Here is a 25,022-nt window from a genome sequence, read left to right as displayed (position 1 = left end):
GTCAGTCGTTCCCTTGCAGGTCGCTGTCCTCAGCGCGGGCCAGGCGTTCGCGCTCTGCCCGCATGGTCTGCCGTGCCTGCCGCCGCTGAGAGCGGATCCGGCGGCGCAGCTCGCGCCACAGTTCTCGCTCGGCGGCACGGTCGGCGCGCCGGTGTTCGCGAAGCCGCTTGCGGCCCAGACGAATCCGGCCGCGCAGCTCCGTCACCTGGTTGACCATGCTCTGTTGGCGGTAGGTGAGACGACGCACGGTCTCCTGCGACCGTTCATCGGCCTCGCCGTCCTCGGCCTCGACCTCGAACCTGGCGAGTTCGGCCTGGGCCGCCGCGATCTCGGCCTTGATGCGGGCCTGCTCGGCCAGCTCCTGGGCGTCGGCCGCGGCGATGGTGGCCTGGAGTTCGGCGCGCTGACGACGGATGTCCGCCCGCAGCTTGCGTCGCTCCTTGAGGAAGCGCTGGCGAACGGCGCGACGCCCTTCGCCCTGAACGATCCTGAGGTCCTCGGCGTCGTCCTGGACCTCGTCGTTGCCCTCCAACTGCCAGCTCCGGTACGCGAGCGCCAGCAGGAAGGCCGTGAGGCCCAGGGTGATGACGATCGCCGTCAGGATCATCGCCTGTGGCAGTGGATCGCTCATCTCCTCGCCGCCGCTGAACCACAGGATCGGCGGCTTGCCCGGGGTCCCGGACATGGCGAGGATCATCAGGTTGACGCCGTTGCTCATCACGATGAAGCCCAACAGCACACGGGTGAGGCTGCGCTCCAGCAGGAGGACGACGCCGACCGCGACGAGGACCCCGATGACGACGACGAGGGTCAGGCTGGGTGACTCGTTCACGAGGTGACCTCCTCGGCTCGTTCGCGGGCCTCGGGACCCTCGGTCTCCCCGGCGAGGGCGGCGTCCCGTTCGATCTGTTCGTCGATGCGGGCGCCCAGACTGCGCAGGATGTCCAGGATCAGGCCGATCACCAGCAGGTACACACCGATGTCGAAGATCATCGAGACGGTCAGGTGAGCCGTTCCGAAGATGCCGAAGTCGACGTATCCGTGGGCACCGGCGAGGACGTCGCCGAGGAAGATCGCGCTTCCGATCGCCGTGCCCGTGGCCAGGGCCAGACCGGCGCCGATGAGGGCTCCCGGCTGGACCCACGCGGTGTTGTAGAGCTCGAACCTGCCGCCCGCGAGGTAGCGGACGATGAAGGCGACACCCGCCACGATGCCGCCGGCGAAACCGCCGCCGACGTCGGTGTGGCCGGTGAGCAGCAGGTACACCGAGAGGATCATGATCACCGGGAAGAGGAAGCGCGAGACCACCTCGAAGATGACCGATCGGCGTTCGGTGGGCAGGGCGGCGGCCCCGGGGAGCCAGGTGCGGTTCCATACGGGCTTGACCCGGATGTCCTTGGGCGCGAATCGGAGTTCGCCCAGGTCCACCCGGCCCTGCTCGGTGGAGGGCGCCGGAGGCTTGGTGACCGACAGCGCCATCACCCCACCGGGGGCCTTGCGGGGCTGGGCCCGGCGGCGCACGAACATCAGGCTGGCGACGCCGGCCGCGGCCGCGGCCAGCACCGAGATCTCGCCCATGGTGTCCCACGCACGAAGGTCGACCAGCAGCACGGAGATGATGTTCTCCCCACCGGCCCGTTCGGCCGCCTCCGGGTAGAGCTCGGAGATGGACGGCTCTTGACGTCCCGCCAGGGCGAACCACGTCATCGCGGCCGCCAGCACACCGCTGGCCGCTCCGATGACCATGTTCCAGGTCCGACGCCCGCGCAGGGCGGGGGCGGAGAAGTAGGTCGGGAAACGCCTGAGCACCAGGACGAAGACGACCAGGCTGACGGTCTCGACCAGGAACTGGGTGAGCGCGATGTCGGGGGCGCCGAACAGGTAGTAGATGCAGGCCACGCCGTATCCGCCGATGCCCACCAGGATGACCGAGTAGAGGCGGCGACGGACGAACAGGATCAGCAGCGACGTCACGATGATGATCGCGGCGGGGATGATCTGCACCGGGGTGTCCCACAGACGGATCTGCGGGGCGGGAAGCTCCCACAGGCGTCCGGTGAACACCGGGATGGTCGCGGAGACCACCATGACGACCAGGATGGTGCCGAGGTAGACCGGCAGCGAACCACGCTGGGTGCTACCGGTGACCTGGAGCGCCAACGTCTCCAGCCCGGCCATCATGCGTCGGTAGTTGCGTTCGGGGTTGAACAGGGCCGTGCGATTGCCGAGCCAGGCCACCCCGTGGCGGAAGTAGAACAGCACCAGACCGCCCACGACGCAGATCGCCGACAGCAGCAGCGGGAGTTCCCAGCCGTGCCACAGCGTCAGGTACGTGGGGTACTCCTCGCCGGGACCCTGCGGAACGGTGTCCGCGTAGGTGGCGAAGAGCGGGTCGGCCGGGTTGGAGAACAGGCCGCCGAGCAGGCTCAGCCCGGCCAGGACCACGGCGGGCGCGAGGAAGAGCGCTCCGGGGGCGTGGACCGGGGTGGGGGAGACGCCCTCCTTGTCGAAGAAGGCGCCCCACAGGTACCGAAGGCTGTAGCCGACGGTGAAGATGGAGCCCAGGACCATGCCGGTCAGGATCAGGGCGTCGAACCGACCACCGTGGGTGTAGGCGCCGAAGGCCAGTTCCTTGGCGACGAAGCCCGCGGTGGGGGGCAGCCCGGCCATGGAGGCCAGGGCGACGATCGAGACCCAGAAGGCGCCGGGCATGGACTTGCGCAGACCGGAGAGTTCTCGCAGGTCCCGGGTTCCGGTGCTGTGGTCGATGATGCCGACCACGAGGAACAGCGGGGCCTTGAAGAGGGAGTGCGCGACGACCATCGCGAGACCGGCGAGGGCGGCGGCGCGGGTTCCGGTGCCGAGGAGGGCGATGAGGAAACCGAGCTGGCTGATGGTGCCGTAGGCCAGGACGAGCTTGAGGTCGAACTGGCGGAGCGCCTTCCAGCCGCCGAAGATCATGGTGACCACACCGAAGGTCACCGCCATGACCTGCCAGACGGGGACGTCCCCGAAAGCGGGCGTGAGGCGGGCGACCAGGTAGACACCGGCCTTGACCATCGCCGCGGCGTGCAGGTAGCCGGAGACCGGCGTGGGAGCCTGCATGGCGGCGGGAAGCCAGAGGCTGAAGGGGAACAGGGCCGACTTGGACATCGCGCCGATCATGATCAGCACGAGGGCCGAGGTGACCACCGCCCCGCTCTCGGGCGGGTCGGCGACGATCTCGGAGATCACGTAGGTCCCGGCGGTCTCGCCGAGCATGATCATGCCCACCAGCATCGCCAGACCGCCGAAGGTGGTGACGGTCAGGGCCGTCATCGCCGCGCGGCGGCTCTCCTGGGACTCGGCCTTGTGCCCGACCAGGAGGTAGGAGAAGACCGTGGTCAGCTCCCAGTAGATGAAGAGCTGGATGAGGTCGTCGGCCAGCACGAGCCCGAGCATGGCGCCGGCGAAGGCGACGAACACGCCCGCGAAGCGCGGCAGCCCGGATTCGGAGTCGCCGAAGTAGCGCGCGCAGTAGACCAGGATCAACGTGCCCACGCCGGCGGCGATGAGGGTCATGACCAGGCCGAGCGCGTCCATGTACAGGCCCAGCCGCAGCGAGAACTGCGGGGCCCACGCCACGGACTCGGAGAGGGTGCCTCCGGCGAGGATGGTCGGGAGTTGGAAGAGGGCCCACACGGTGGACAGTCCAGGGACCACCGCCAGGGCATAGAAGCCGTTACGCCCCCACAGACGCACCAGTAACGGTGCGACCGCAGCGGTGATGAAATGCGCGACCAGCACTGTTGTCAATGCGCCCCTCCCGGACCGGTCCGGGCCCGCCCGGGTGTTCGGACGGACGTCCACTGCCCTCGCAGCAGACAGCCGCCCACAACCGGATCAGTGGACGGGGGTGTCGCTACCGTTTTGAGAGGGCATGGATCTACTTGAACTTGCGTGCGCAAGCTATTTAATAGCTAGACTACACATGCGTCAAACCACCGCGCGGGTCGGGGACCCGCGCGCAGAGCCCATCCTGCGAGGACCGTTTCGTGCTCGACGAGACCCCTGAGACCCGCTCTGAGCAGCGGGTATCCACCGATTCGAACGAGGTGGAACTCGAGGAGTTCCAGCGTGTGTGGACAGAACTCATCAACGCGGCGCTCCACGCCCGCTCCCGGGGCGGACATGGGCATCGCGGTGCCGAGGAGATCACACTGACACAGTCGCTGCTCATGGAGGCGGTACGCGGCATGGACGGACCGAGTGTCGGTGCCGTCGCTCACATCGTCGGCGTATCGTCGCCGTCCGCGACCCGGATGATCCAGCAGTTGGAGCGCAAGGGGATGATGGTCCGGCGCCGGTCCGAACGTGACGAACGCAGCACCGTCGTCGCCCTCACCTGCGAGGGTGAGCGCGTCCTGGCCGAGCGCCGCAAATCCATGGAGCACAAACAGCGACAGGTCTTCGACGCGATCAGGCCGGCACTACGGCCGATCGTCCTCGACGTCCTGCGCGACCTGAGGTCCGCCATAGACGAGAGCTGATCCAGCGCCTCGACGACACGGGCCCCCAGAACCCGGGCCCGCCCCTCCCTCGGACGGAACGAGGGTGTCGAGGAACACACGGAACGATCACGGGCCCGGCTCCCCACCGACGCCCTTCGAGCATCGTCCCTCGGCTCGTCCGCCCCTCTGCCCTGGGCAGATCTGCCCCCGGCCGAAAAGGTGGAGACCGCGGCGTATCCCGGCGCAGGCTGAAGGCACCGGCCCGGACGGACACACGGTCCGCCCCCGGGAAGAGAGCCGGACCGAGGAGTGCCGATGCCGACCACATACGCCGCGGAGACCCCACCGAGCGGGAGTTTCGACGACCAGCTCTCCGCGCGCCTGCTGCGCAGCCGCGTCGTCCTGCTGGGCACCCAGGTGGACGAGGAGAGCGCCAACAGGGTCTGTACGCAGATCCTGCTCCTGGCGGACGAGGACCCGCACAAGGACATCACCCTGGCGATCAACAGCCCCGGCGGGGTCGTCTCCGCCGGACTCGCCATCTACGACACCATGAACTTCGTGCCCAACGACGTCTCCACGCTGGTCATGGGCTTCGCGGCCAGCATGGGACAGTTCCTGGCCTGCACGGGCGCACCGGGCAAGCGCTACAGCATGCCCCACGCGCGGATCATGATGCACCAGCCCTCGGGCGGGCTGGGCGGGACCGCCGCGGACATCGCGATCCAGGCGGAGAACCTCGCGCACACCAAGCGCACCATGATCGAGCTCATCGCCCGACACAGCGGGCAGAGCGAGGAGACCATCGCGGCCAACCAGCACAGGGACGCCTGGTTCACCGCCGAGGAGGCCCGGGACTACGGCTTCATCGACCACGTGATCGAGAGTGCCGAACAGATGGGCGGCGGCCTGCGTCTCGGCGGGACCGCACCCGGCTTCGTCCGAGGAGGGGGCGCCCGATGAGCGGCCGTTACACGATCCCGACCGTGATCGAGCGGACCCCGAACGGGGAGCGCTCCTTCGACGTGTTCAGTCGACTGTTGTCCGAACGGATCATCTTCCTCGGGACCTCGATCGACGACGACGTCGCCAACGTGGTCATGGCGCAGATGCTGCACCTGGACCACGAGAGCCACGAGACGGACATCCAGCTCTACATCAACTCTCCGGGGGGATCCAACACCGCGCTGACCGCCATCTACGACACCATGGGCTTCGTCCGGGCCGACGTGGCCACGGTGTGCATGGGTCAGGCGGCCTCGGCCGCCGCGGTGCTGCTCGCCTCGGGCGCTCCCGGCAAGAGGGCCGCCCTGGCGCACTCCCGCGTGCTCCTGCACCAGCCCTCCGGGGAGGGGCGGGGGCAGGCCGCCGACCTGGAGATCCAGGCGGCGGAGATCCTGCGGGTCCGTTCCCAGGTGGAGGAGATCCTCGCGCGGCACACCGGTCAGCCCCGGGAACGCCTGCGGGCCGACACCGACCGGGACAAGATCTTCACCGCCGACCAGGCCCGGGAGTACGGGCTGGTGGACAACGTGATCTCCGGTCGGGGCGAGGTCGCTCCGGCCGGCTGAGCCGAGACGGTCGACGGGGTGGGGCGACGGAGGTCGCTCCACCCCGATGCGGAAGGGGAGCGCCTCAGGCCGCCAGGGACAGGACCACGGTCCTGTGGGCGGAGGTCGACGGGGCGGAGGTCGGGGTCAGGACCGTCGACCGGTCGCCCACACGCTCGAAACGGGCGAGCGCGGTACGCCGATAGAGCTCTCCGAGCACGTCGGCGATGCTCAGTCCCAGGGAACGGTAGACCGCGGCGAGGACCTCGGAGGAGGCCTCCTTGCGTCCGCGTTCGATCTCCGAGAGGTAGGGCAGGGACACCTGGGAGTCCTCGGCCACCTCGCGGAGGGTGAGCCCTCGTTCCAGGCGGGTACGGCGCAGCAGCTCGCCGACGAGGTCGCGCATGAGCGGTTCCTCCGCGGGCTCGGCGGGACGCTCGCCCCTGCGGGCATCGTCCAAGGAGCGCAGGACGCTCTCGCTCATGGGTGCCTCCAGGGCGGTCGGATCGTTCCGTCCCTTCGACCCTACGCCCGACGCCCCGTCCCGAGGGAGGGGTCGGTCCGCCCTTCTGCGCACGGCAGAACCCCGTGACGCCGGGACATCCGGACGGGAGACGTCGGAGTGCTCATGGCACTCAAATCATGGCAAAAGGTTCGTAGGTCGGGAAGGAAACCGGTGTTCCGGCCCATGTGACGGGGAACGAGGGGAGGGCGTCTACTGGGGGAGGTCCCGTGGAGATCACCGGCATCATCAGCGCGCTCATCGTCGGATTGATCATCGGCGCTCTGGGACGACTCGTCATTCCGGGTAAACAGCATCTGCCGATCTGGTTGACCCTGGTCCTGGGCATCGTGGCCGCGTTCATCGGCGGATGGATCGGCACCATGATCTGGGACGCCTTCTGGTTCGTGTTGATCGTCCAGGTCCTGGTGGCGGCGGGGATCGTCTACCTCGTGGACGGGATGTACTCCAAGAACACCGGACGTACCGCCTGATCCACCTCGCCACCGCACAGTCGCGCCCAAGACCCGATCCGAGGCCGCCGGAGTCGCTCCGGCGGCCTCGGACGTTCGTCTCCGGACCGGGAGAGGGAGGTCAGCGCAGTCTCCGGGCCCCGTCCGATGGGGGCGCTGCGAAGGACGACGGCTCCCCGAAACCGCGCTCGGCGAAGGCGGAGCGCACCTCCCGTACGCAGGAGGCCACCCGGTCGGTGTCCACGAGGGCGATGACGCAGCCGCCGAACCCGCCCCCGGTGATCCGGGCGCCCAACGCGCCGGCGGACAGGGCGGCCTCGACGGCGGTGTCCACCTCGGGCACGCTCACCTCGTAGTCGTCACGCAGCGAGACGTGCGAGGCGGTGAGCGAGGGGCCGATCTCGCGGACCCGCCCCTCACGTAGGAGCGCCACCGTCTCCAACACACGGGCGTTCTCGGTCACCACGTGCCGGACCCGGGCGCGCGCCCGGTCGTCGGGAAGCCGGTCCAGGGCCCGGGGCAGCCCGGCGAGGTCGACGTCCCGAAGCGCCGGTACCCCGAGGGCGCGCGCGGCCCTCTCACAGGAGCGCCGACGCTCGGCGTAGGCGCCCTCCACCAGCCGGTGCGGAGCGCGGGTGTCCACCACCAGCAGGGACAGGTCGTGCTCGTCCGGTGCGAAGGGGATCGGCTCGGTGGTCAGGGAACGACAGTCCAGGAACAGGGCCCGTCCCTCGCGGGAGGCCATCACCGCGAGCTGGTCCATGGCGCCACAGGGGACGCCGACGAAGTCGTTCTCCGCCCGACGGGCCCACCGCGCCACCTCCCCGGGATCGGCGTCGATCCCGTACAGGTCGGTGGCGGCCAGCAGCGCGGCACAGCACAACGCGGCCGACGTCGACAGTCCGCCGCCCATGGGGACCGAGCCGTCCACGAACAGGTCCATCCCGCCGACGTCGTGTCCCTCGTCGAGCAGGACCCACCGACAGCCGGTGGGGTAGGCGCCCCAGCCGTCGACCGAACCGGGGGCCGCCTCCCCGTCCGTCTCGACGGTCTCGGAGAAGCGCGGCGACCGTGACCGCCACACACCGTCCGCGCGGCGGGCGGCGGCGACGGTCAGGGTACAGGGGAGGGCGAGGGGCAGGGCGAAGCCGTCGTTGTAGTCGGTGTGCTCACCGATCAGGTTGATCCTTCCGGGCGCCTCCCACACGCCCTCGGGGGAACGCCCGAACGCCCTCCGGAACCCCTCCGCGGCCCGTTCGGCCCGGACGGTCGGTCCCGGCTGCCCGTCGTCGGCGTTCACCGGCCGGTCTTCCGGAGCAGTCGCGCCGTGGTCTCGGGGGCGACGTCGTTGACGAAGACGCCCATGCCGGATTCGGTGCCCGCCAGGTACTTGAGGCGGTCGGGGGCACGGCGAACGGAGAACACCTCCAGCCGCAGCCGGGACAGGGAGCGGGCCTCGGCGTCGTGGAGCGGGGCCTGGTGCCAGGCGGCGATGTAGGGCAGCGGCAGGTCGAACAGTCGGTCCAGCCGGGCGAGGAGGTCGGCGTACAGCTCGGCGAAGGCGTCGCGTTCGGCGTCGCCGAGGTCGGGGAGGTCCGCGACGGGGCGGCGCGGGTACAGGTGCACCTCGACGGGCCAGCGGGCCGCCTCGGGGACGAAGGCGGTCCAGTGGCCGTTCTCCAGCACCACCCGGGGGCCCGCCCGTTCGGCCGCGAGGACGTCCTCGAACAGGTCGCCGCCGGTCTCCTCGCGGTGGGCGCGGGCGGAGGCGAGGACGTCGCGGGTGCGCGGGGTGACGAACGGAAGCGCGTAGACCTGGCCGTGCGGGTGGTGCAGGCTCACCCCGATCTCCGGTCCGCGGTTCTCGAAGCAGTACACCTGCTCGATGCCGGGGAGTGCCGAGAGCACGGCGCTGCGGTCGGCCCAGGCGTCGACGACGGTGCGGATCCGCCGGGGGCCCAGACGGGCCAGGGAGGTGTCGTGCTCGTCGGAGAAGCAGAGCACCTCGCAGCGACCCCGGTCTCCGGCGAGCGCGGGGAAGAGGTTCTCGAAGGCGACCACGTCGTAGGAGGGCGCGGGGATCTCGGTGTGCCGTTCCGGGGTGGAGGGGCACAGGGGGCAGCGGTCGTCGGGCGGTAGGTGGGTGCGGTCCTGCCGGTGCGCGGCGACCACCACGGGTTCCCGGGTCAAGGGGTCCAGGCGGATCTCGGAGCCGGCGGGGCGTGCGGGGAGGGCCCGGGGGTCGACGTGCGCGCGGTCGCCGTGGTCGGACTCGTCGTAGTAGACGATCTCCCGGCCATCGGCCAGACGGGCGCTGGTCTTCCTCATCCGGGCTCCCGACGTCGTGCGGCCGGACCGCGCCCTTCCGCGGGTGGTCCGGTCCTGTCGGAGGAGAGTCTGAAGGGCCACCGTGACCCTGTCAAAGGTCGTGGGGGGATTCGTCCCTGAAACCACCGGACCGTGCCCCGACGACCGATGAGGCGCGCCGTTTCGGGGCGCGTCGCGGTGGTGGTCGGTGGGCGGTCAGTTGGACCAGCAGGACCGCCCCGATCGCGGCCGCGGCCCCGGCCCCCTGGATCGGGGTGAGCGTCTCGTGGAGGACCAGGTAGCCGAGCAGGGTGGCGGTGACCGGGCTGGCGAAGGAGAGGAAGGAGACCGCCAGTGTGGGCAGCCGTTCCAGGCCGCGGAACCACAGGACGTAGGACAGCAGCGCGCAGATCAGGCTCATGTAGGCGAACCCGGCCAGCTCGACCGCCGAGATCGTGCTCGGCACCCCTTCCACCAGCAGGGTGACGGGCAGCAGGACCATCCCTCCCGCGGTGAGCTGCCAGCCGGTGACCCCCGGCAGGCCCACCCCTTCGGGGCGTCCCCAGCGTTTGGTCAGGACCAGACCGGTCCCCATCGAGATCGCCGCCGCCACTCCGGCCAGGACGCCGATCGGGTCGAGGGCGGCCTCGGGACCCACGACGAGCAGCCCCACGCCGACGGCGCCCAGGAGGCAGGCCAGGAGGTGGGCGGGTCGGATCCGTTCGCTCAAGAGCAGGGAGGACAGGGCCAGGACGATGACGGGTTGGATCGTGAGCACGAGGGCGGCCACCCCGCCGGGGAGCAGGTAGGCGGCGACGAAGAGCAGGTAGAAGAAGGCACCGATGTTGAGGGTGCCCAGGACCAGGGAGCGCCACCACCAGACACCGGTGGGCAGGGTACGGGAGAGGGCGAGGAGGATCAGGCCCGCGGGCAGCGCGCGGGCGAGGGAGGCCAGGAGCGGGCGGTCGGGCGGCAGGAACTCCGTGGTGACCAGGTAGGTGCTGCCCCAGACGACGGGGGCCAGCGCGGTGAGCAGGGAGTCGACGGCGATCCGTCCCCGGCCGTTCACCGGAGGACCTCCCGTCTTCGGGCGGGGGGTGTCATGGCTTACCTTTCGATATCGAATATTTCGATGTCGAAAGATTATGTTCGTGCTCACGAGACCGTCAAGCGCGCGTCGCTATGATCGCCGGATGAACGACGCCGTCGACCTCTTCCTCGCGCAGTGGGCCCGGGAACGTCCCGACCTCGACGTCTCGCCCATGGCGATCATCGGCCGGACCGGCCGCCTGCAACAGATCCTCGGGCGGCGCATCGGCGACCTCCTGGCGGAGGAGGGTCTCGAACGCTGGGAGTTCGACGTTCTGGCGACCCTGCGCCGGGCCGGCGCCCCCTACCGGCTCACCGGCAGGGACCTGGTGCGGATGACGATGGTGGGCTCCTCCGCGATGACCAACCGCGTGGACCGGCTGGTCAAACGCGACCTGGTCCACCGAGAGGTCGATCCGGACAACCGGCGTCGCGTCCTGGTCGGGCTCACCGACGAGGGGTTGGCCACGGTCGACCGCGTCGTGGAGGGACACGTCGCCGGCGAAGCTGTTCTCCTGGAGGGGCTCGACCCCGACGAACAGGAGAGGCTGGTCGGGTTGTTGCGCAAACTCCTGCTCTCCCTGGGAGATGGCGCGCCCGAATAGTCCCGCTCCGTTACGGGGGTGGCCTCGCGTGGCCGGATCCGCTGTCATGGTGGTTCCCGCTACGGAAGGTCCCCCATGTCCGAAACAACCGAACCCGCGTCGGCGGCGCGCCGACGATCCCGGGTGGATCGCGCCACGCTCCGAGCCGACCTCCGCCGTCTGATACCGGACACCGGCGCCGCGCTGGTGGTGACGGCGCTCATCTTCGCGATCCTCTGCGTCCGGATCGAGGCCGGCACGTCGCAGACCATCATGGTCATGCCGTTCCTCGCCGACCTGCGCGAGTACTGGCTCTACATCGTCTGTCAGGCCTTCGGATGGTCGGCGCTGCTCTGGGCGTGGATCACCATCATGTTCGGCCTGATCCGCTCCTCGGCCCCGGTATCGGGGTCCCCGATCACGCACGCGCGGTGGGAACGTTGGCACCGCGTCACCTCCCTGACCACCATCGGGCTGATGTTCGCGCACATGCTCGCGTTCTTCATCGAACTGGTCCGCGCCGACGAGGAGGGTCTCGGCCCGGGCGGCCGACTCCTCTCCGCCTTCGTGGACGTGTTCGTACCCGGTGGATACTCGACCGGGACCGGCCAGGTGGCGATCCTGATCGGTCTGATCGCCTTCTACCTCGCCATCCCGCTCGGCCTGGCCTACTACGTCCGTTCCTGGACCGGCCCCCGCGTATGGCGGGTACTGCACCGCTTCGTCATCGTCGTGTACGTGCTGAGCGTCTGGCACACCCTGCTGTACGGGACCAACGTGTGGTTCGACGGCTGGTTCCGGACGGTGGTGTGGCTCCTCCAGATCCCGGTGGCGGCGCTCCTGCTCGCCCGTCTCCTGGCCCCGCTGCGTCGGGAGGAACGGTTCCGGTGGAGCGGTGAGGACCTCCTCGGACGGGCCCGGGCGCTGGGCGTGGCCGGCGCGCGTCTGGCGCTCGCGGGCACCCTCGTGCTCCTGGTGGGGGTGGTCGCGACCGGCAACGATGGAGGTCGCTCACCGGACGTGCCTGCCGGGGAGATGTTGGTCGACCAGGGCATGGTCTGGGGCGGTCTGGTCGTCCTGCTCCTGATCCTGGGGACGGCGGTGGCCATGGCGTGGTCACGCCCGTCCCGAGGCGGAGCGGCACGAGAGAGGGAGAGGACCCGCTGACGGGTCCCCTCCCGTGACACCACGACTCCGGGTCGGGGCGGAACGTCCGCCCCGACCCGGGCCGTCAGGCCTCGGTGGGGGCGATCGGCACCACCGAGGCGAAGGGGGCGTGGGTGGTCAGCCGCTCGGTGATCCCGGCGCGGACCATCGTCTTGGCGGTGCGGACCGCGTCGCCCACCTCGGCGCCCTTGGCCAGTTCGGCGGTGATCGCGGCCGCGAAGGTGCAGCCGGCGCCGCTCACCCGCTCCTCGCCGATCTTGGGGGCGCTCAGCACGGTGACCTCCTCGCCGTCGAAGTGGACGTCGACGGCGTCGGGGCCGGGCAGTTCGGTCCCGCCCTTGACGATCACGTGCCGCGGGCCGAGCTCGTGGATCCGACGGGCGGCCTCGATGAGGTCGTCCACGGTCTCCAGGCTCTCCATCCCGGCGAGCGTGCGGGCCTCGAAGTGGTTCGGCGTGATGACGGTGGCCAGCGGCAGGATCTGCGCGGTCAGGGCCTTGTCGGTGTCGAGCGCGGCTCCGGGCTCCTGGCCCTTGCAGATCAGGACCGGGTCGAGGACCACGTGACGCCACTCCTGCTCGCGCAGGGCCTTGGACACGACGTCGATCGTGTCGGGGGTGCCGAGCATACCGATCTTGACGACGTCCAGGTCGTGGCAGGACGTCGCGGCCTCGATCTGGTCGGCGATGACGCCCGGGTCGACCGGGACGAAGCGGTGTCCCCAGGAGTTCGCGGGATCGAAGGAGACGATGCAGGTGATCGTTCCGACACCGTAGACGCCCAGTTCCTGGAAGGCCTTGAGGTCGGCCTGGATCCCGGCTCCGCCGGTGGCCTCCGACCCTGCGATCACGTACGCGCGGTTGGTCATCGAACACCAACCTCCCTCTGTTCGTTGTGTTGTTGCGCGGTGTCGGGGCCCTGACGGGTCACGAACCCACTGGACATTGCATCACAACTGGTCATTTCAGGCATATCAGTCGTCCGACGGGGGCGCCGAGAACAGCGCGCCGACGTCCTCGAAGGTACGGGCGGCGGCGAGCAGATCACCGTCGCGATGGTGGTCGGCGACCAGCTGAACACCTACGGGCGCACCGTTCCGGTCGAAGCCCGCCGGAAGGCTGAGAGCCGGATGTCCGGTCAGGTTGAACGCCCAGGTCAGAGCCACACTCATGGTGTCACCCGGGCCCTCGTGCCCATGCGGCGGGTTCGGGGTCGTGGGGGTGGCCAGGAGGTCCACCTCGGAGAGGAGGGCGTCGAGGGCCGAAGGGGCGTATCGGCCGCCGTGGCGCGTCGGGGCGTCTCCGCTCCGCCGGGCCGACCAGGAGGAGGCCGGGTCGGGAAGCACGAGCGTCACGTCCACCACCTCCATGCCGGGCACGCGCTCCTCCCAGGCCCGTAGTCGGTCACGGGCCACGCGCGCGATCTCCGGGTCGGTGTCGGCGAACCCGAGGTCGGCGGACCAGCCCGCCCGGAGCGTGGTGACGGGGGCCTTCACCGCGGGACCGCCGAGGACGACCCTGCGATACAGGTCGGCGTCGGCGGGGGAGCGTGTGATCGGACCGCCCGAGTTCAGCCGGGCCCGGTCGCGGGCCGGCAACAGCCCGTTGGTCGGCTTGTAGCCGACGACCCCGCACCACGCGGCGGGGATCCGGGTCGATCCGGCCCCGTCGCTCGCGGTGGCCATCGGGACGAGCCCGGCGGCGACCGCCACCGCCGACCCTGCCGAGGAGCCGCCGGGGGAGAGGTCGGAGCACCACGGGTTCACCGTGCGCCCCCGAGGGGTGTCCCCCCAGGTCCGCCAGTCCGTCCCCGGGCCGGGGATCGAGGCCGCCCCCACGGGGACGGCCCCCGCCGCGATCAGGCGCTCGGCCTGGACCGAGGAGATCCCTTCGGAGGCCTTGACCGCCAACGGCACCCCGGCCAGGGGAAGGACCTCGCCACGTCGCACGGCCCGGTCGATCGCGGCGGCGCGGGACAGGGCGGATCCCGGCCACACCTCGGTGAAGGCGCGCAGCCGGGGATCGTCCCGGTCGATCCGTTCCAGGGCGGCGCGGACCGTCTCCACCGCCGTCACGCGTCCCGAACGCACCAGGTCGGCGGTCTCTCCGGCTCCGAGGGAACCGAGATCGGTGTCGGTCCTTCGGGTCACGCGTCCTCCTCGGGACTCGGGCGGGGGTGTTCGCTCACAGGTCGGCCAAGAGGAGATCGGTGCCGTCGTAGCCGCTCACGTAGGCGCCTTCGACGGTGTTCTCGCCGGTGGTGGGTTCTCCCATGAAGTACAGGACCCCGCGGACCGGGGCGGCCAGGGCGGCGGGGGCGTCGTGCGCGCCCGGAGGGACGAACAGGTAGGCGCCCGCGCTGAACTCGTCCGTCGCCCAGTCGTGCGTGGTCCGGGCCCTCGGCTCCGGGACCGTCTCGTCCAACGCCTCCGCCAGGGCCGCCAGCCCGGCGGCGAAGCGGTCCTCGACCGTCATGGCGGTCAACCGGCGGGCGTTCTCCCCGGCGGCCCAGGCCACCACCACCTCCGGATCCTCTCTGGAGAGGCACCAGAACACGAACCCCGTGTCCTCGTCCCACCCCAGCACGTCCTCCTCGGCGGGGAAGACCGGTCGGTCGAACTCGTAGACGAGCTTCAGGGCGTCGGTGCGGTCCAAGGCCCGGATCGCCTCGCGGTGGTCGTCCGGGAGTTCGGGGGAGAAGGCGACGTCACCGGACTTGAGCACCCCGATCGGCAGGGTGATCACACAACGGTCGGCCCGGATCTCGGTCGGCCCCTCCAGGGCGTCCACCGACAGCACCACACCCCGGTCCGACCAGTGGACCCGGCGTACCGCGTGCGAGAGACGGATGTCCAGGCCATGGGCGAGCGGGGAGAGGATCCGGTCGTAGCCGTCCACCACCCGGAAGTTCTCCCGGGGCGTCGACCACCAGTCGAAGAGCCCGGAGTCGTGCATCCACCGGGCGCTCCACCGGTGCATCGGCTCGTTGTCGATGGACACCGGGGGCCAGCCGTCCTCGGGGATTCCGAGGCGGGTCAGATAGGTGGCGGCGTCCTCGGTGTCGTGGGGAGGTTCGGGGGTCGGCAGAGGGTCGGTGCTCTGGTCCGAGGGGCCGACCAGGACGGTCTCCGCCTCCGCCTCGGCCACGAGCTCCCAGGTGTAGGCGTCACGGCCGTGGATCAGGCCCGCGCCCAGTTCCACCGGGACCGACGTGAAACCGCGGTCGGTGTACAACTGGCCGCCGATCCGGTCCCTGGCCTCCACCACCACGACCGACAGGCCGTGGTCGCTCAGGTTGCGCGCGGCCGAGAGACCGGCCACCCCGGCGCCGATCACGACGACGTCCCACCGCTCTCCCAGAGTCCGGAACGAGGCGCCCACCGCCACCGCCCCTCCCAGGAGCACGGCTCCGCCCAACAGCAGGGATCTTCGACTCAGCGGAGGTGAAGGGCCTCCCTTCGACCCGTGGACATCCGTGGTCAACGCCGCCTCCCGAGACCTTCGTGGGCACCTCACCCGTCGAGACGCCGCCTCCGCATTATCGGGGCGGTCGGGGACCGGGGCGGCACAGGGAGGCCCTCGGGCCGGGGAGAGGTTGCGGTCATAAAAATATGCCCATAATATTTTTATATGCCACGCACCGCGGACCATGACGAGAGACGAATCCAGGTCGCCGAGGCCCTGCTGCGCACCGTCGCGCGCAAAGGCCTGGCCCGGACCACACTGGCCGACATCGCCGACGAGATGGGGGTCTCCGTCGGCCTGGTCCAGCGCTACTTCCGAAGTAAGACCGCGCTCCTGCGCTTCGGTGTCGAACACCTCTACCGGCGGGGCGAGGAGCGGCTCCTGGCGGTGGACCCCGTTCCACCGATCCACGACCTCGCCTACCGCCTGGCCCTCACCCTCCTCCCACAGGACGAGGAACGGCGTCTGGAACTCACCGTCTGGCTGGAGTTCCTTCCCGCCACCGTCACCGACCCCGAGATGGCGCGCATGCACGGAGAGGCCACCCGCGCGGTGATCGACATGTTCACCCGGGTCCTCGCCGCCGCGCGGGAACGGGGCGAACTGGCCGAGGGGCTGGACCCGGCCGAGGAGGCGCGCGCCCTCGACGCCCTGATCGACGGACTGACCATGCACCAACTGACCAACCCCGATCTGTACGGGGACGCCGACTCCCGCGCCATGCTCCGGCGCCACCTCGACCGGCTCTTCACGGCCGGCGAGGACACCGACGAACGGAACACGGAAGGGGACCGGGGATGACCGGAACGGTCGGAGCCACGAGACCGGCGGAGCCGGGGAACACGAGCGGGCGACTCCCCCTGCTCGACGTGCTGCGCGGGGTGGCGATCCTGGGCACGCTGGCCACCAACGTCTGGCTGTTCACCGCTCCCGGCGGCGAATCGGTGATGCTCTACGGCAATGACGGGATCACCCCCATGGCCGCCTTCCTCGACTCCCCTTCGGTGGGCACGCTCGCGGAGGGGCTTCTGCGGACCGTCGCCAACGGCAAGTTCCTCGCCCTGCTCACCCTCATGTTCGGGGTGGGTCTGGCGATCCAGTACCGGTCCGCCTCCCGCCGGGCGGGGCGGTGGCCGGGTCCCTACAAGTGGCGGGCGCTCTTCCTCTTCGTCGAGGGGGCGGTGCACTTCACCCTCGTCTTCGCCGCCGACGTGCTCATGGGGTACGCCGTGGTCTCCCTGCTGGTGGCCTGGCTGCTCACCCGCTCGGAACGGGTGCGGAACACGGTCATGTGGCTGTCGCTCTCCCTGCACCTGGCCGCGATGGGGCTCCTGACCGCCGCGCTGACGGCCTTCCCCGAAGAGGACACGGGGGTGCCCGCCGAGGCGATCGACCTCTACGCCCACGGTTCCTACACCGATCTGGTCGCCTTCCGGCTGGACAACGCCCTGGCCCTGAGGATCGAACCGATCATCACCTTCGGGTTGATGGTGTTCATGTTCCTGCTGGGTGTGCGCCTCTTCCGTGCCGGGGCCTTCGGGGCGGACGAGACCGGACGGCGGATCCGGACCCGACTGTCGAGATGGGGGGTCGGCCTGGGCGTCCCGTTGACGCTGATCACCTCCCTGGCCGGCCCGAACTGGTTCCTGTTGGACCGCTACGTGGCGGCACCGCTGGTGGCCCTGGGTCTGATCGGTCTGGTGGGATGGGTACTGGACCGGGTCACCGGCCGGGGCCCCCTGGCCTCCGGGCTCGGCGCGCTCGGCCGGATGGCGATGACCGGATACGTCACACAGAACGTGGTCCTGATGTTCCTCTGCTACGGCTTCGGCCTGGGCCTGACCGAGCGGATGGCGGACACCGGCCCCGGCTGGGTCATGGGGCTGTGGGCGGTTCTGTCCCTGTCGCTCCTGGTCGGCGCGTCACTGTGGCTGCGCCGCTTCGAGCACGGCCCCCTGGAGGCCCTCCAGAAGAAGGTCCTGGCCCGGGCACGCTGAACCCTGTGCGAAGAAGGAACGGAACGCCGGCCCCCCGGTTCCACACGAGAAATCGTCAGAGAACGACAACGACGGACGTCACCGGAGCATCATCATGAACATGCCCCCACAGAACGCCCAAGCGGCCTTCCTGAACCTGCTGGCCTCGACCTACGCCCGGTACGGAGTGGAGATCGAAGCGCTCCCGCCCACCGGGATGCGGATCCCGATCCCGGGCCACGACCCCCTGGCCATCGACTACGCCGACACCGTCTCCGAGGTGCTCGGACACCCGCCCGAGCTGCACTCGGAGTTCGCCGAGCAGATCGTCTTCGGCATGCTGCGGCAGCTCCGCTCACGAGGGGTCCCCGTGGGCACCCACTACCCTCCGCTCTCCACGGACCTGGGGCGCAACGCCCTGCTGTCCGCCTTCTCCGAGCGCGGGATCAGGGCCCACTTCGACTTCCCGGACTCCCTGGTCGTCACGATGTCCGACGGCACGGGGATCCGGCAGAACGTCCAGGATCTCCTCGCCTCGCTCGAAGGGGCCGATGAGGGCACCGCGTCCAAGGCCGCGGCCGACTTCGTCGCCTCCTTCGAGGAGCGGGCGCGCCAGGTGACCTCTCGGCAGGCCCCGCCCCGCGAGAGCCTGCGCTCGCGCCTCTACCCGGAGACGGCCTTCCCCGAAGGGGTGATGGAGCGGCTCCTGACCCGCCCGTTCGCCGCCGGGGTGGTGGAGACCGTGGTCGCGGACTCGCCCGAGAGCATGCGACCGCTGAACCGCGGCGAGCTCTCCGACCTCGGCCTCACCGAGGAGCAGGCCTTCGCGCAGGCGGTCGAGGGCTCCCTGAGCGAACCGGTCGAGGTCTCCCGCATGAACGCGGGAGACGTGCCGATCGTGCACATCGGCTCCGAGGGCGGCTTCTACGTCAACGCCCGACTGCACGAGCTGGCCCGTCACCTGGGCGAGACCGAGCACGGCGCGCTCGTGGTGTTCCCGTCCCCGCCCGTGGTGATGGCCCACGTCCTGGGCACAGCGCACCCGATCCAGGCCATGGAGACCCTCCAGGGGATCACCGAGCGCTTCGTCGCGGACACCGACAAGCCCGTCACCGACAAGCTGTTCTGGTGGCGTCCGGGGACCACCGAGAACGGTCTTCCCCGTCTGTCCGAGGTGCGCGTCGAGGTCGACCACGAGACCAGGTCGGTCTCCCTGCACACCGCCGATCAGGAGTTCGGTCCCCTCCTCCAGAGCCTGATGTAGCGGAGACCTTCGAACGAAGTCGACGGGGCGGTCAACTCGGCCCGTCGGTCCGCGCGGTCTCGGCGAACTGTCCGGGACGACGTCCCTCGCCGGGGCCGCCCGCGTAGGTCTGTCCGATCGCCAGCCACTCCTCGGCGGCCTCCCCCCGAGATCGCAGGTCGGTGTCGGCCACGTGGCGACGGCGGGTGAGGACCAGGCAGAACTCCTGCGCGTCCCCGGTCACCACGTCCACGGCCTCCTCGGGCCCCATCCTCCAGAGGCCGCCGTCCGGGGCGGTCAGTTCCACCCGCACCGGGGCCGCCGGCTCGGGGAGCCCCCGGACCATGTGACTGTACGGACGGACCCGCAGCGCCAGGTGGACGATGTGCGCGAGCCGGGAGGTGGGCTCACGGGACGCCCCCAGGGCGTCCACGACGTCCTGACCGTGAGCCCACGTCTCCATCAGGCGGGCCGTGGCCTTCGACGCCACGCTCATCGGCGGGCCGAACCAGGGCACCCGTGTCCCGGCCGGAGCCCGGGACAGCGCCTCGCGCAGGTCCGCCGAGGACCGGACCCAGAGGTGGAGCAGCTCCTCGGGGGGCAGGGCCGCCAGGGGAGCGGCGGCCGAGTCCACGAACCCCTCCGGGTCGGCCGCCGCCTCGGCCAGTGTTCGCGCGAACGCCTCCTCGTCGGTCAGGGCCGTCGTCGCCGCCCGATCGAAGAAGGCCAGGTGCGCGACCTGGTCGGTGACGTCCCAACCGGGCGCGGGGGTGCGCGTGGCCCAGTCGTCGGGGGAGAGCCCGGCCAACAGACCGGCCAACTCCTCCTGTTCCGCGCGCAGATCCTCGATGAGGGCGTGTACGTCGACCACGGTGTCTCCTCACGGTGGCGGCCGGACAACGGAGTTGACCGACATGTCATGTTGCGCGCACCATAACAAAAGGTGATCCGGGTCTCCCAGGGGTGGGCGCGCACCTCCGGGCGACCGAGAGGCCCCGACCCAGGTCCGCCCCCAGAACACGGATGCGAGTGTGCGCCGATGAACGCGACCGACACCCCGAGAACCGACCGTTGGAACACCCCCGAGCGGGCCGCGCTCCGTGAGACGGTCCGTGCCTTCGCCGCCCGGGAGATCCTGCCCCATGTGGACCGATGGGAGGAGGAGGGGCGTCTCCCCCGAGACCTGCATCGGGCCGCGGGACGCCTGGGACTGCTCGGCCTCGGTCAGCCCGAGTCCGTCGGAGGGGCGGGCGAGATGCTCGACCAGCTCGTCGTCTCCGAGGAGGCCGTCCTGGCCGGGGTGCCCACCGGGGTCCTGGCCTCGCTGTTCACCCACACCATCGCCCTTCCGGCCCTGGTCGCCGACGGACGCGAACACCTGGTGCGCGACTACGTCCGACCGGCTCTGGGAGGGGAGTCGATCTGCTCGCTCGGCATCACCGAACCCGGTGCCGGGTCGGACGTGGCCGGACTGCGCACCCGAGCGGTCCGCGACGGGGACGAGTGGGTGCTCGACGGGAGCAAGACCTTCATCACCTCCGGCTGTCGCGCCGACTTCGTGACCGTGGCCGCGCGCACCTCCGACACCGGCCACGAGGGCATCTCGCTCTTCGTCGTGGAACGCGGCACACCCGGCTTCACCGTCACCCGTGCCCTGGACAAGATGGGCTGGCACTCCTCCGACACCGCCGAGCTGTCCCTCGTCGACGTCCGGGTTCCCGCCGATCGGCTGGTGGGGGAGGTGGACCGCGGTTTCTACCAGATCATGGATCAGTTCGCGAGCGAGCGGATCGGCCTGTCCGTACAGGCCTGCGCGGTCGCGCGGCGCTGCGTCGACCTCTCCCTGGAGTGGGTGCGCGAACGGGAGGCCTTCGGCGGCCCTCTGGCCCGACGGCAGGTCCTGCGGCACCGGCTGGTGGAGATGCACCGTCGTACCGAGGTCGCCACCGCCTACGTTCGGGGGATCGCCGAACGGCTCCAGGACGGGGAACCGCTCATCGCGGAGGTGGCGATGGCCAAGAACACCGCGACCGAGGCGATGGACCGCGTGGTCGACGACGCCGTCCAACTGTACGGAGGGATGGGTTTCATGCGCGGGACCGAGGTGGAACGCCACTACCGGGACGCCCGGGTGTTCTCCATCGGAGGCGGCACCTACGAGATCATGAACGAGGTCATCGCGAAGTTCCTCCCTCTGCGTTGACCCTTCGAACCGGGAGGAGAGGGGGCGACCGGTGAACGGACGGGCGACGACCGGGCGACCGCCGACCGAGCGAGGCCGCCGTAAACGGGGCGCGCTCGTCCAGGCGGCGCGGGAGGTCTTCGAGGAGCGAGGGTTCGAGGACACCCGGATCGCCGGCATCACCGGTCGGGCCGGTGTCGCCTACGGAAGCTTCTACACCTACTTCGACTCCAAGGAGGCGATCTTCCACGAGGTCGCCAAGGGGGTGGCCGGAGAGATGTTCGACGCGGCCCGCTCGGCGGCGCCCCCGGGCACCGAGCCGATCGACCGCATCAGACACGCCACCGGTCGGTTCCTGGACGCCTACCGGGACAACGCCCGGATCATGCAGGTCATCGAACAGATCTCGCCCAGGCACCCCCTCTTCCGGTCCCTCTTCCTGGAGATCCGGGGCCTGTTCGTCGAACGCATCGTCGCCGGCACCCGCAGACTCCAGGAGGAAGGGGTCGCCTCCTCGGACATCGACGTGGCGGCCACGGCGAGCATGCTCGGCGGGATGGTGGAGCACACGGCCCGGATGCTCTACCTGTACGGGGAGGAACACGACCCCGAGGTGGTCGTGGAGACCGCCACCCGGCTGTGGGCCCGAGGCATCGGCCTGGACTACGAGGACCCTCCCCGGAGCCCGGAGGAGATCGGTGTCCGCGACGGGAAATAGCATCACCGCATGAGCAAGAAACACACCCTTCCCGACATGCTCGACGACGCGGCCCTGCTCTCCCTGGAACACCAGATCCACCTGGAGGAGTTCCTCGGCGAGCACAACTGGCACGTGGACCTCCAAGCGGCCCGCTTCGAGTTCACCGGCGAGCGACCCCTGATCTGCGAACGGTTCCACCTCCTGGGCAGCGCCGCCCCGGGCCCCCGATCCTGGATGTGGGGCTGGGCCAACCCCTCCGGCTTCCCCGAGGAACTGACCGCCCTCGGCGCGGCCGTGCGCGACTTCGGTCGCGACAACGAGATACCCGAACTGGCCGACCCCGAGGTCCCCTTCGCCACCCTGCCCGGATCCCCGGAGGAGGCCCACCTGGCGCTGCACCCCCTCACGGAGGCGGCCAAGCTCCTCACCGGCCGCTGGTTCTCCTACAACGGCGACGCGGGCGGAGGCACCCGGGTGGCCTTCATCATCGAACACCCCGACCTGAGGTTGCCCGCCCCCGTCTCCACCCGGGTCATGCGGATCCTCCAGGAGGGGATCTCCGGTCTGCGGCTGTTCGACCACAAGCGCGCCGTGTACACCTACGCCCGCCTGCGCGGACTCTCTCCCCGTTTCGTCGACGCGGAGCGGAGCGGCATCACCCTCGGAGGGGCCGACTTCACCTTCGAGGTGTCCTTCGACGAGCACAACCGGATCTCGGGGATCGAGGGGAACCTGTCGGGGGCGTCGACCACCGGTTGACCCTCCATATCCGGACCCCTCCGTCTCGGAAGGGCCGGTCGGATCGATGAGCGTGGACGAACGGGGGAGCCCTCCGCCTCGACACCGGTCGAGGCGGTGGCTCTGTGCCCGCCGACGATCCGCCCCGAGCTCCGCCTTCGCGCGGCCCCTCTGCGAGCATGACCCCATGAACCATGAGACGGACGAGACGACCGCCCGGGTCTGGAGGGCACTCGGCGGATCGGACGACCCCCCTGTCCCGATCTCCCGCGTCTCCGCCGGAGCGGTGCTGCCCGCGACGCTGCCGGTCCGTGAGGCGGCCGGGGCGACGGTCGGAGCGTGCTCCCTCGCCGCCGCGGAACTCGCGGCGGCCCGGAACGGCGGGCCGGCGCCGCGTGTCCGAGTGGACGCGGGCGCGGTGGCCACCGCCTTCATCAGCGAACGGCATCTGCGGATCGACGGCCGCGCGCCGACGCCCTTCGCCCCGCTCTCCGGGTTCTGGAGGACGGCCGACGGCTGGGTGCGCACCCACGCCAACTACCCCCACCATCGCCGGCGCCTGATGGAGGCGCTCGAACTCGGCGACCACGACGACCCCGAGACACTCGCGGCGACGCTGGCCGAGACGTCCGCCGTCGAGGTCCAGGAACGGGTGTACGCGGCGGGCGGCCTGGCCGTGGCCGTGGCGCCCGCCCCCGAACGCGGATCCCCTCCCGAGGACCGCCCGCCCCTGGTCGAGATCGGAACGCTCGGAGAGAGCGGAGGACGACACCTGGGGCCGGGACCGCTCCCCCTGTCCGGTGTGCGCGTGCTGGACCTGACGAGGGTCATCGCCGGCCCCGTCGCCACACGGACGCTCGCCCTCCTCGGCGCGGACGTGCTGCGGGTCGACCCGCCCGCCACCCCGGAGGACCCCGACAGTCACATCGACACGGGCCAGGGCAAACGCTCGACCCTGGTGGACCTGGGCACGGCCGAGGGCCGCGGTGTCCTCGAGGGGCTGCTGGAGACCGCCGACGTGGTGGTGGCCGGCTACCGTCCGGGCGCCCTCGACCGGTACGGACTCTCCACGGGGGAACTGATCTCCCGCCGCCCCGGACTGATCGTCGCCCGACTGTGTGCCTGGGGGTGGGAGGGCCCCTGGTCCGATCGGCGGGGCTTCGACAGCCTCGTGCAGGCCGCCACCGGGATCGCGGCGATCGAGTCGCCCGCCGACGGCCGACCGGGCGTCCTCCCCGCCCAGGCCTTGGACCACGGCACCGGCTACCTGGTGGCCGCGGGCGTGCTGAGGGCGCTCACCGAACGGCAGGGGGACGGTCTGGGGCGCGAACTGCGTTTCTCCCTCGCCGGTACCGCCTCCTGGTTGCTGCACGACGTCGTCCCGGAACCGGTGCCGGAGGGTGACCACGACGCCGAGGCGTGGCTGACCGAGACCTCGTCCCCCTATGGGCGGCTGCGGTACGCCCTCCCGCCGATCCACTACGAAGGCGGCCCCGGGGACTGGCGGCACCCCGCCGGCCGGTGGGGCACCGACCCCGCCGCCTGGGCGTGACGGCACGGCCCCGCCCGTGGGGGCGGGCGGGCCCGACGCTTCTCGAAGGGCGGCCGGGATCAGGCCGAACGGCGGGCCTCGGCCTCGGCGATGCCCCGTCGACAGGCGCGCGCCAGCGATCGGTGGTTGCCGAAGCGTTCCCAGAGACGGAAGGGCGGCAACGGGCCGGAGGGGGCGGTGCCGACCGGTGCCCCTTCCGCCTCCTCGACCAGCAGATATTCGCCTTCGAGCCGTCCCGAACGGGACCAACGTTCCCAACGTTCGAAATCGGGACTGTACTGATGGGAAAAGGCGAACGCCGGTTCGTCGGACCCTTCCAACGACTTTCCATTTCGGGCCCACAATGCCGTCTTCGACCCCGATTGGTCCGACCAATCGTCGGCCGTGACCACCTCGACCTCGGGGACTCCGGAGCGGTCGCGGACCAGGAGGGCGTCGGAGGAGCGTGTACGCGGACGGGTCTCCCGCTCGACCTCCACCGAGGCGAGCGACACGATCACGCGCGGTACCCACCACCAGTTCTCCCGGCGGGCCATGAGGCTGTTCGCCCGCAGCCGCGTCGGCGGGTGCTTGAGCGTCTCCTGATCGACCAGGGCGTCGACGAAGACGCGCCCCTCCAGGTCCTCGACGACCTCGACCGGGCCGACGCCGACCACCCCTCCGGTCCCCCCCGCCCCCTCCTCGGTCACACTGAAGGCGACGCGACGATCTCCGAGCGTGAGGGCGGCGGTCGCGAGCGAGTAGGGGAGCGCGACGCAGGGGCGCTCGCGCCACATCAGCGGAACCACCGGAACGCCTGTGGGGCCGGAGGAGGAGATCCAACAGAGTTCCGCGACGGTGGACCGCTGCCAAACCGTGATCAGGTCTTTCAAGGTCGGACCTTCATAGTCGGAGAAGTCACATGCTAATTTCTGGTGACTTTAACCCATCGTCCGAGTCGGCGTGATACCGGGCGAAGGGCCAGGGTAAAGAACGTCGATTCGGGCCCGGAATGCGAAAGGTAGG

At 70.6% G+C, this 25,022-nt stretch carries 24 protein-coding genes; 13 read left to right on the top strand and 11 right to left on the bottom strand.

Going from position 1 to position 25,022, the window contains the following annotated elements; genetic code table 11:
• Position 1: 1 nt before the first annotated feature.
• Positions 2 to 832 carry a Na(+)/H(+) antiporter subunit C gene (locus TR33_RS07350; RefSeq protein ID WP_017534570.1) on the bottom strand — a complete coding sequence of 277 codons (831 nt, stop codon included), beginning with the start codon at positions 830 to 832 and terminating at the stop codon, positions 2 to 4.
• On the bottom strand, positions 829 to 3,786 hold the full coding sequence (locus TR33_RS07345) for a Na+/H+ antiporter subunit A (protein ID WP_017534571.1): 2,958 nt from the start codon (positions 3,784 to 3,786) through the stop codon (positions 829 to 831). The genes TR33_RS07350 and TR33_RS07345 overlap by 4 nt, the downstream gene beginning before the upstream one ends.
• Positions 3,787 to 4,034: 248 nt before the next feature.
• On the opposite strand from TR33_RS07345, the gene TR33_RS07340 reads away from it, so the two are divergent.
• The 3 genes from TR33_RS07340 (at position 4,035) to TR33_RS07330 (ending at position 6,061) form a co-directional block, all read left to right on the top strand.
• Positions 4,035 to 4,529 (top strand): MarR family winged helix-turn-helix transcriptional regulator, encoded by a 495-nt coding sequence (locus TR33_RS07340; protein ID WP_014911389.1) that lies wholly within the window; start codon positions 4,035 to 4,037, stop codon positions 4,527 to 4,529.
• 276 nt (positions 4,530 to 4,805) lie between these two features.
• Positions 4,806 to 5,453: a ClpP family protease gene (locus TR33_RS07335; protein WP_042282300.1), complete on the top strand. Its 648-nt coding sequence runs from the start codon at positions 4,806 to 4,808 to the stop codon at positions 5,451 to 5,453.
• Positions 5,450 to 6,061, top strand: a complete 612-nt coding sequence (locus TR33_RS07330; protein WP_017534572.1) for an ATP-dependent Clp protease proteolytic subunit — start codon at positions 5,450 to 5,452, stop codon at positions 6,059 to 6,061. The genes TR33_RS07335 and TR33_RS07330 overlap by 4 nt, the downstream gene beginning before the upstream one ends.
• A gap of 64 nt (positions 6,062 to 6,125) precedes the next feature.
• On the opposite strand, the gene TR33_RS07325 is transcribed toward TR33_RS07330, so the two are convergent.
• Entirely contained in the window at positions 6,126 to 6,524 is a 399-nt protein-coding gene (locus TR33_RS07325; RefSeq protein WP_042282298.1) for a helix-turn-helix domain-containing protein, read from the bottom strand.
• A gap of 248 nt (positions 6,525 to 6,772) precedes the next feature.
• Here TR33_RS07325 and TR33_RS07320 point away from each other — a divergent pair, with 248 nt between their 5' ends.
• Entirely contained in the window at positions 6,773 to 7,036 is a 264-nt protein-coding gene (locus tag TR33_RS07320; RefSeq protein WP_014912612.1) for a GlsB/YeaQ/YmgE family stress response membrane protein, read from the top strand.
• A gap of 100 nt (positions 7,037 to 7,136) precedes the next feature.
• Here the strand turns inward: TR33_RS07320 and galK are convergent, their stop codons facing one another.
• The 3 genes from galK to TR33_RS07305 form a co-directional block, all read right to left on the bottom strand.
• Complete coding sequence (galK, locus tag TR33_RS07315) at positions 7,137 to 8,315, bottom strand: galactokinase (protein WP_042282296.1); 1,179 nt, start codon at positions 8,313 to 8,315, stop codon at positions 7,137 to 7,139.
• Entirely contained in the window at positions 8,312 to 9,343 is a 1,032-nt protein-coding gene (galT, locus tag TR33_RS07310) for a galactose-1-phosphate uridylyltransferase (protein WP_042282292.1), read from the bottom strand. The genes galK and galT overlap by 4 nt, the downstream gene beginning before the upstream one ends.
• A gap of 91 nt (positions 9,344 to 9,434) precedes the next feature.
• Positions 9,435 to 10,391, bottom strand: coding sequence for an EamA family transporter (locus tag TR33_RS07305; protein ID WP_042282290.1), 957 nt, complete (start codon positions 10,389 to 10,391; stop codon positions 9,435 to 9,437).
• Between the two features lie 124 nt (positions 10,392 to 10,515).
• Here TR33_RS07305 and TR33_RS07300 point away from each other — a divergent pair, with 124 nt between their 5' ends.
• A complete protein-coding gene (locus TR33_RS07300) occupies positions 10,516 to 11,016 on the top strand; it encodes a MarR family winged helix-turn-helix transcriptional regulator (RefSeq protein WP_017534577.1) in 501 nt (166 codons plus the stop codon).
• Positions 11,017 to 11,091: 75 nt separating this feature from the next.
• The gene (locus TR33_RS07295) at positions 11,092 to 12,162 is read left to right on the top strand and encodes a ferric reductase-like transmembrane domain-containing protein (RefSeq protein ID WP_042282289.1); all 1,071 of its coding nucleotides are present in this window, start codon (positions 11,092 to 11,094) and stop codon (positions 12,160 to 12,162) included.
• A gap of 64 nt (positions 12,163 to 12,226) precedes the next feature.
• Here TR33_RS07295 and thiD read toward each other — a convergent pair whose 3' ends face one another.
• The 3 genes from thiD to TR33_RS07280 all read right to left on the bottom strand — a co-directional run bounded on the left by thiD (position 12,227) and on the right by TR33_RS07280 (position 15,578).
• Complete coding sequence (thiD, locus tag TR33_RS07290; protein ID WP_042282286.1) at positions 12,227 to 13,030, bottom strand: bifunctional hydroxymethylpyrimidine kinase/phosphomethylpyrimidine kinase; 804 nt, start codon at positions 13,028 to 13,030, stop codon at positions 12,227 to 12,229.
• 105 nt (positions 13,031 to 13,135) lie between these two features.
• The gene (locus TR33_RS07285; protein WP_042282285.1) at positions 13,136 to 14,311 is read right to left on the bottom strand and encodes an amidase; all 1,176 of its coding nucleotides are present in this window, start codon (positions 14,309 to 14,311) and stop codon (positions 13,136 to 13,138) included.
• Positions 14,312 to 14,345: 34 nt separating this feature from the next.
• Positions 14,346 to 15,578 carry a flavin monoamine oxidase family protein gene (locus TR33_RS07280; protein ID WP_084570224.1) on the bottom strand — a complete coding sequence of 411 codons (1,233 nt, stop codon included), beginning with the start codon at positions 15,576 to 15,578 and terminating at the stop codon, positions 14,346 to 14,348.
• Between the two features lie 213 nt (positions 15,579 to 15,791).
• Here TR33_RS07280 and TR33_RS07275 point away from each other — a divergent pair, with 213 nt between their 5' ends.
• The 3 genes from TR33_RS07275 (at position 15,792) to TR33_RS07265 (ending at position 18,866) form a co-directional block, all read left to right on the top strand.
• Complete coding sequence (locus TR33_RS07275; RefSeq protein ID WP_042282283.1) at positions 15,792 to 16,427, top strand: TetR/AcrR family transcriptional regulator; 636 nt, start codon at positions 15,792 to 15,794, stop codon at positions 16,425 to 16,427.
• A complete protein-coding gene (locus tag TR33_RS07270; RefSeq protein ID WP_042282282.1) occupies positions 16,424 to 17,623 on the top strand; it encodes a DUF418 domain-containing protein in 1,200 nt (399 codons plus the stop codon). The genes TR33_RS07275 and TR33_RS07270 overlap by 4 nt, the downstream gene beginning before the upstream one ends.
• A 100-nt stretch (positions 17,624 to 17,723) precedes the next feature.
• Complete coding sequence (locus TR33_RS07265) at positions 17,724 to 18,866, top strand: hypothetical protein (RefSeq protein ID WP_234305772.1); 1,143 nt, start codon at positions 17,724 to 17,726, stop codon at positions 18,864 to 18,866.
• A 31-nt stretch (positions 18,867 to 18,897) separates the two neighbouring features.
• Here the strand turns inward: TR33_RS07265 and TR33_RS07260 are convergent, their stop codons facing one another.
• A complete protein-coding gene (locus TR33_RS07260; RefSeq protein WP_017534584.1) occupies positions 18,898 to 19,716 on the bottom strand; it encodes a TIGR03084 family metal-binding protein in 819 nt (272 codons plus the stop codon).
• Positions 19,717 to 19,884: 168 nt separating this feature from the next.
• On the opposite strand from TR33_RS07260, the gene TR33_RS07255 reads away from it, so the two are divergent.
• From TR33_RS07255 to TR33_RS07240, 4 genes are all read left to right on the top strand, one after another.
• On the top strand, positions 19,885 to 21,048 hold the full coding sequence (locus TR33_RS07255) for an acyl-CoA dehydrogenase family protein (RefSeq protein WP_042282276.1): 1,164 nt from the start codon (positions 19,885 to 19,887) through the stop codon (positions 21,046 to 21,048).
• Between the two features lie 31 nt (positions 21,049 to 21,079).
• Positions 21,080 to 21,745 (top strand): TetR/AcrR family transcriptional regulator, encoded by a 666-nt coding sequence (locus TR33_RS07250; protein ID WP_042282273.1) that lies wholly within the window; start codon positions 21,080 to 21,082, stop codon positions 21,743 to 21,745.
• Positions 21,746 to 21,754: 9 nt separating this feature from the next.
• Positions 21,755 to 22,486 carry a DUF6882 domain-containing protein gene (locus TR33_RS07245; protein WP_042282271.1) on the top strand — a complete coding sequence of 244 codons (732 nt, stop codon included), beginning with the start codon at positions 21,755 to 21,757 and terminating at the stop codon, positions 22,484 to 22,486.
• Between the two features lie 166 nt (positions 22,487 to 22,652).
• Positions 22,653 to 24,017: a CoA transferase gene (locus tag TR33_RS07240; protein WP_042282268.1), complete on the top strand. Its 1,365-nt coding sequence runs from the start codon at positions 22,653 to 22,655 to the stop codon at positions 24,015 to 24,017.
• Positions 24,018 to 24,076: 59 nt separating this feature from the next.
• On the opposite strand, the gene TR33_RS07235 is transcribed toward TR33_RS07240, so the two are convergent.
• The gene (locus TR33_RS07235) at positions 24,077 to 24,889 is read right to left on the bottom strand and encodes a hypothetical protein (RefSeq protein WP_042282265.1); all 813 of its coding nucleotides are present in this window, start codon (positions 24,887 to 24,889) and stop codon (positions 24,077 to 24,079) included.
• Positions 24,890 to 25,022 lie beyond the last annotated feature (133 nt).

This window comes from Nocardiopsis alba, assembly GCF_000710955.1.
GTDB classification, from domain to species: Bacteria; Actinomycetota; Actinomycetes; order Streptosporangiales; family Streptosporangiaceae; genus Nocardiopsis; species Nocardiopsis alba.
This window is presented reverse-complemented; position numbering and strand designations above follow the sequence as displayed.

Coding starts and splice junctions, on each gene's coding strand:
- thiD (WP_042282286.1), bottom strand. CDS start 13,030: ATGACCAACCGCGCGTACGTGATCGCAGGGTCGGAGGCCACCGGCGGA.
- TR33_RS07245 (WP_042282271.1), top strand. CDS start 21,755: ATGAGCAAGAAACACACCCTTCCCGACATGCTCGACGACGCGGCCCTG.
- TR33_RS07265 (WP_234305772.1), top strand. CDS start 17,724: ATGCCCCCACAGAACGCCCAAGCGGCCTTCCTGAACCTGCTGGCCTCG.
- TR33_RS07300 (WP_017534577.1), top strand. CDS start 10,516: ATGAACGACGCCGTCGACCTCTTCCTCGCGCAGTGGGCCCGGGAACGT.
- TR33_RS07335 (WP_042282300.1), top strand. CDS start 4,806: ATGCCGACCACATACGCCGCGGAGACCCCACCGAGCGGGAGTTTCGAC.
- TR33_RS07330 (WP_017534572.1), top strand. CDS start 5,450: ATGAGCGGCCGTTACACGATCCCGACCGTGATCGAGCGGACCCCGAAC.
- TR33_RS07325 (WP_042282298.1), bottom strand. CDS start 6,524: ATGAGCGAGAGCGTCCTGCGCTCCTTGGACGATGCCCGCAGGGGCGAG.
- TR33_RS07270 (WP_042282282.1), top strand. CDS start 16,424: ATGACCGGAACGGTCGGAGCCACGAGACCGGCGGAGCCGGGGAACACG.
- galT (WP_042282292.1), bottom strand. CDS start 9,343: ATGAGGAAGACCAGCGCCCGTCTGGCCGATGGCCGGGAGATCGTCTAC.
- TR33_RS07255 (WP_042282276.1), top strand. CDS start 19,885: ATGAACGCGACCGACACCCCGAGAACCGACCGTTGGAACACCCCCGAG.
- TR33_RS07295 (WP_042282289.1), top strand. CDS start 11,092: ATGTCCGAAACAACCGAACCCGCGTCGGCGGCGCGCCGACGATCCCGG.
- TR33_RS07275 (WP_042282283.1), top strand. CDS start 15,792: ATGCCACGCACCGCGGACCATGACGAGAGACGAATCCAGGTCGCCGAG.
- TR33_RS07240 (WP_042282268.1), top strand. CDS start 22,653: ATGAACCATGAGACGGACGAGACGACCGCCCGGGTCTGGAGGGCACTC.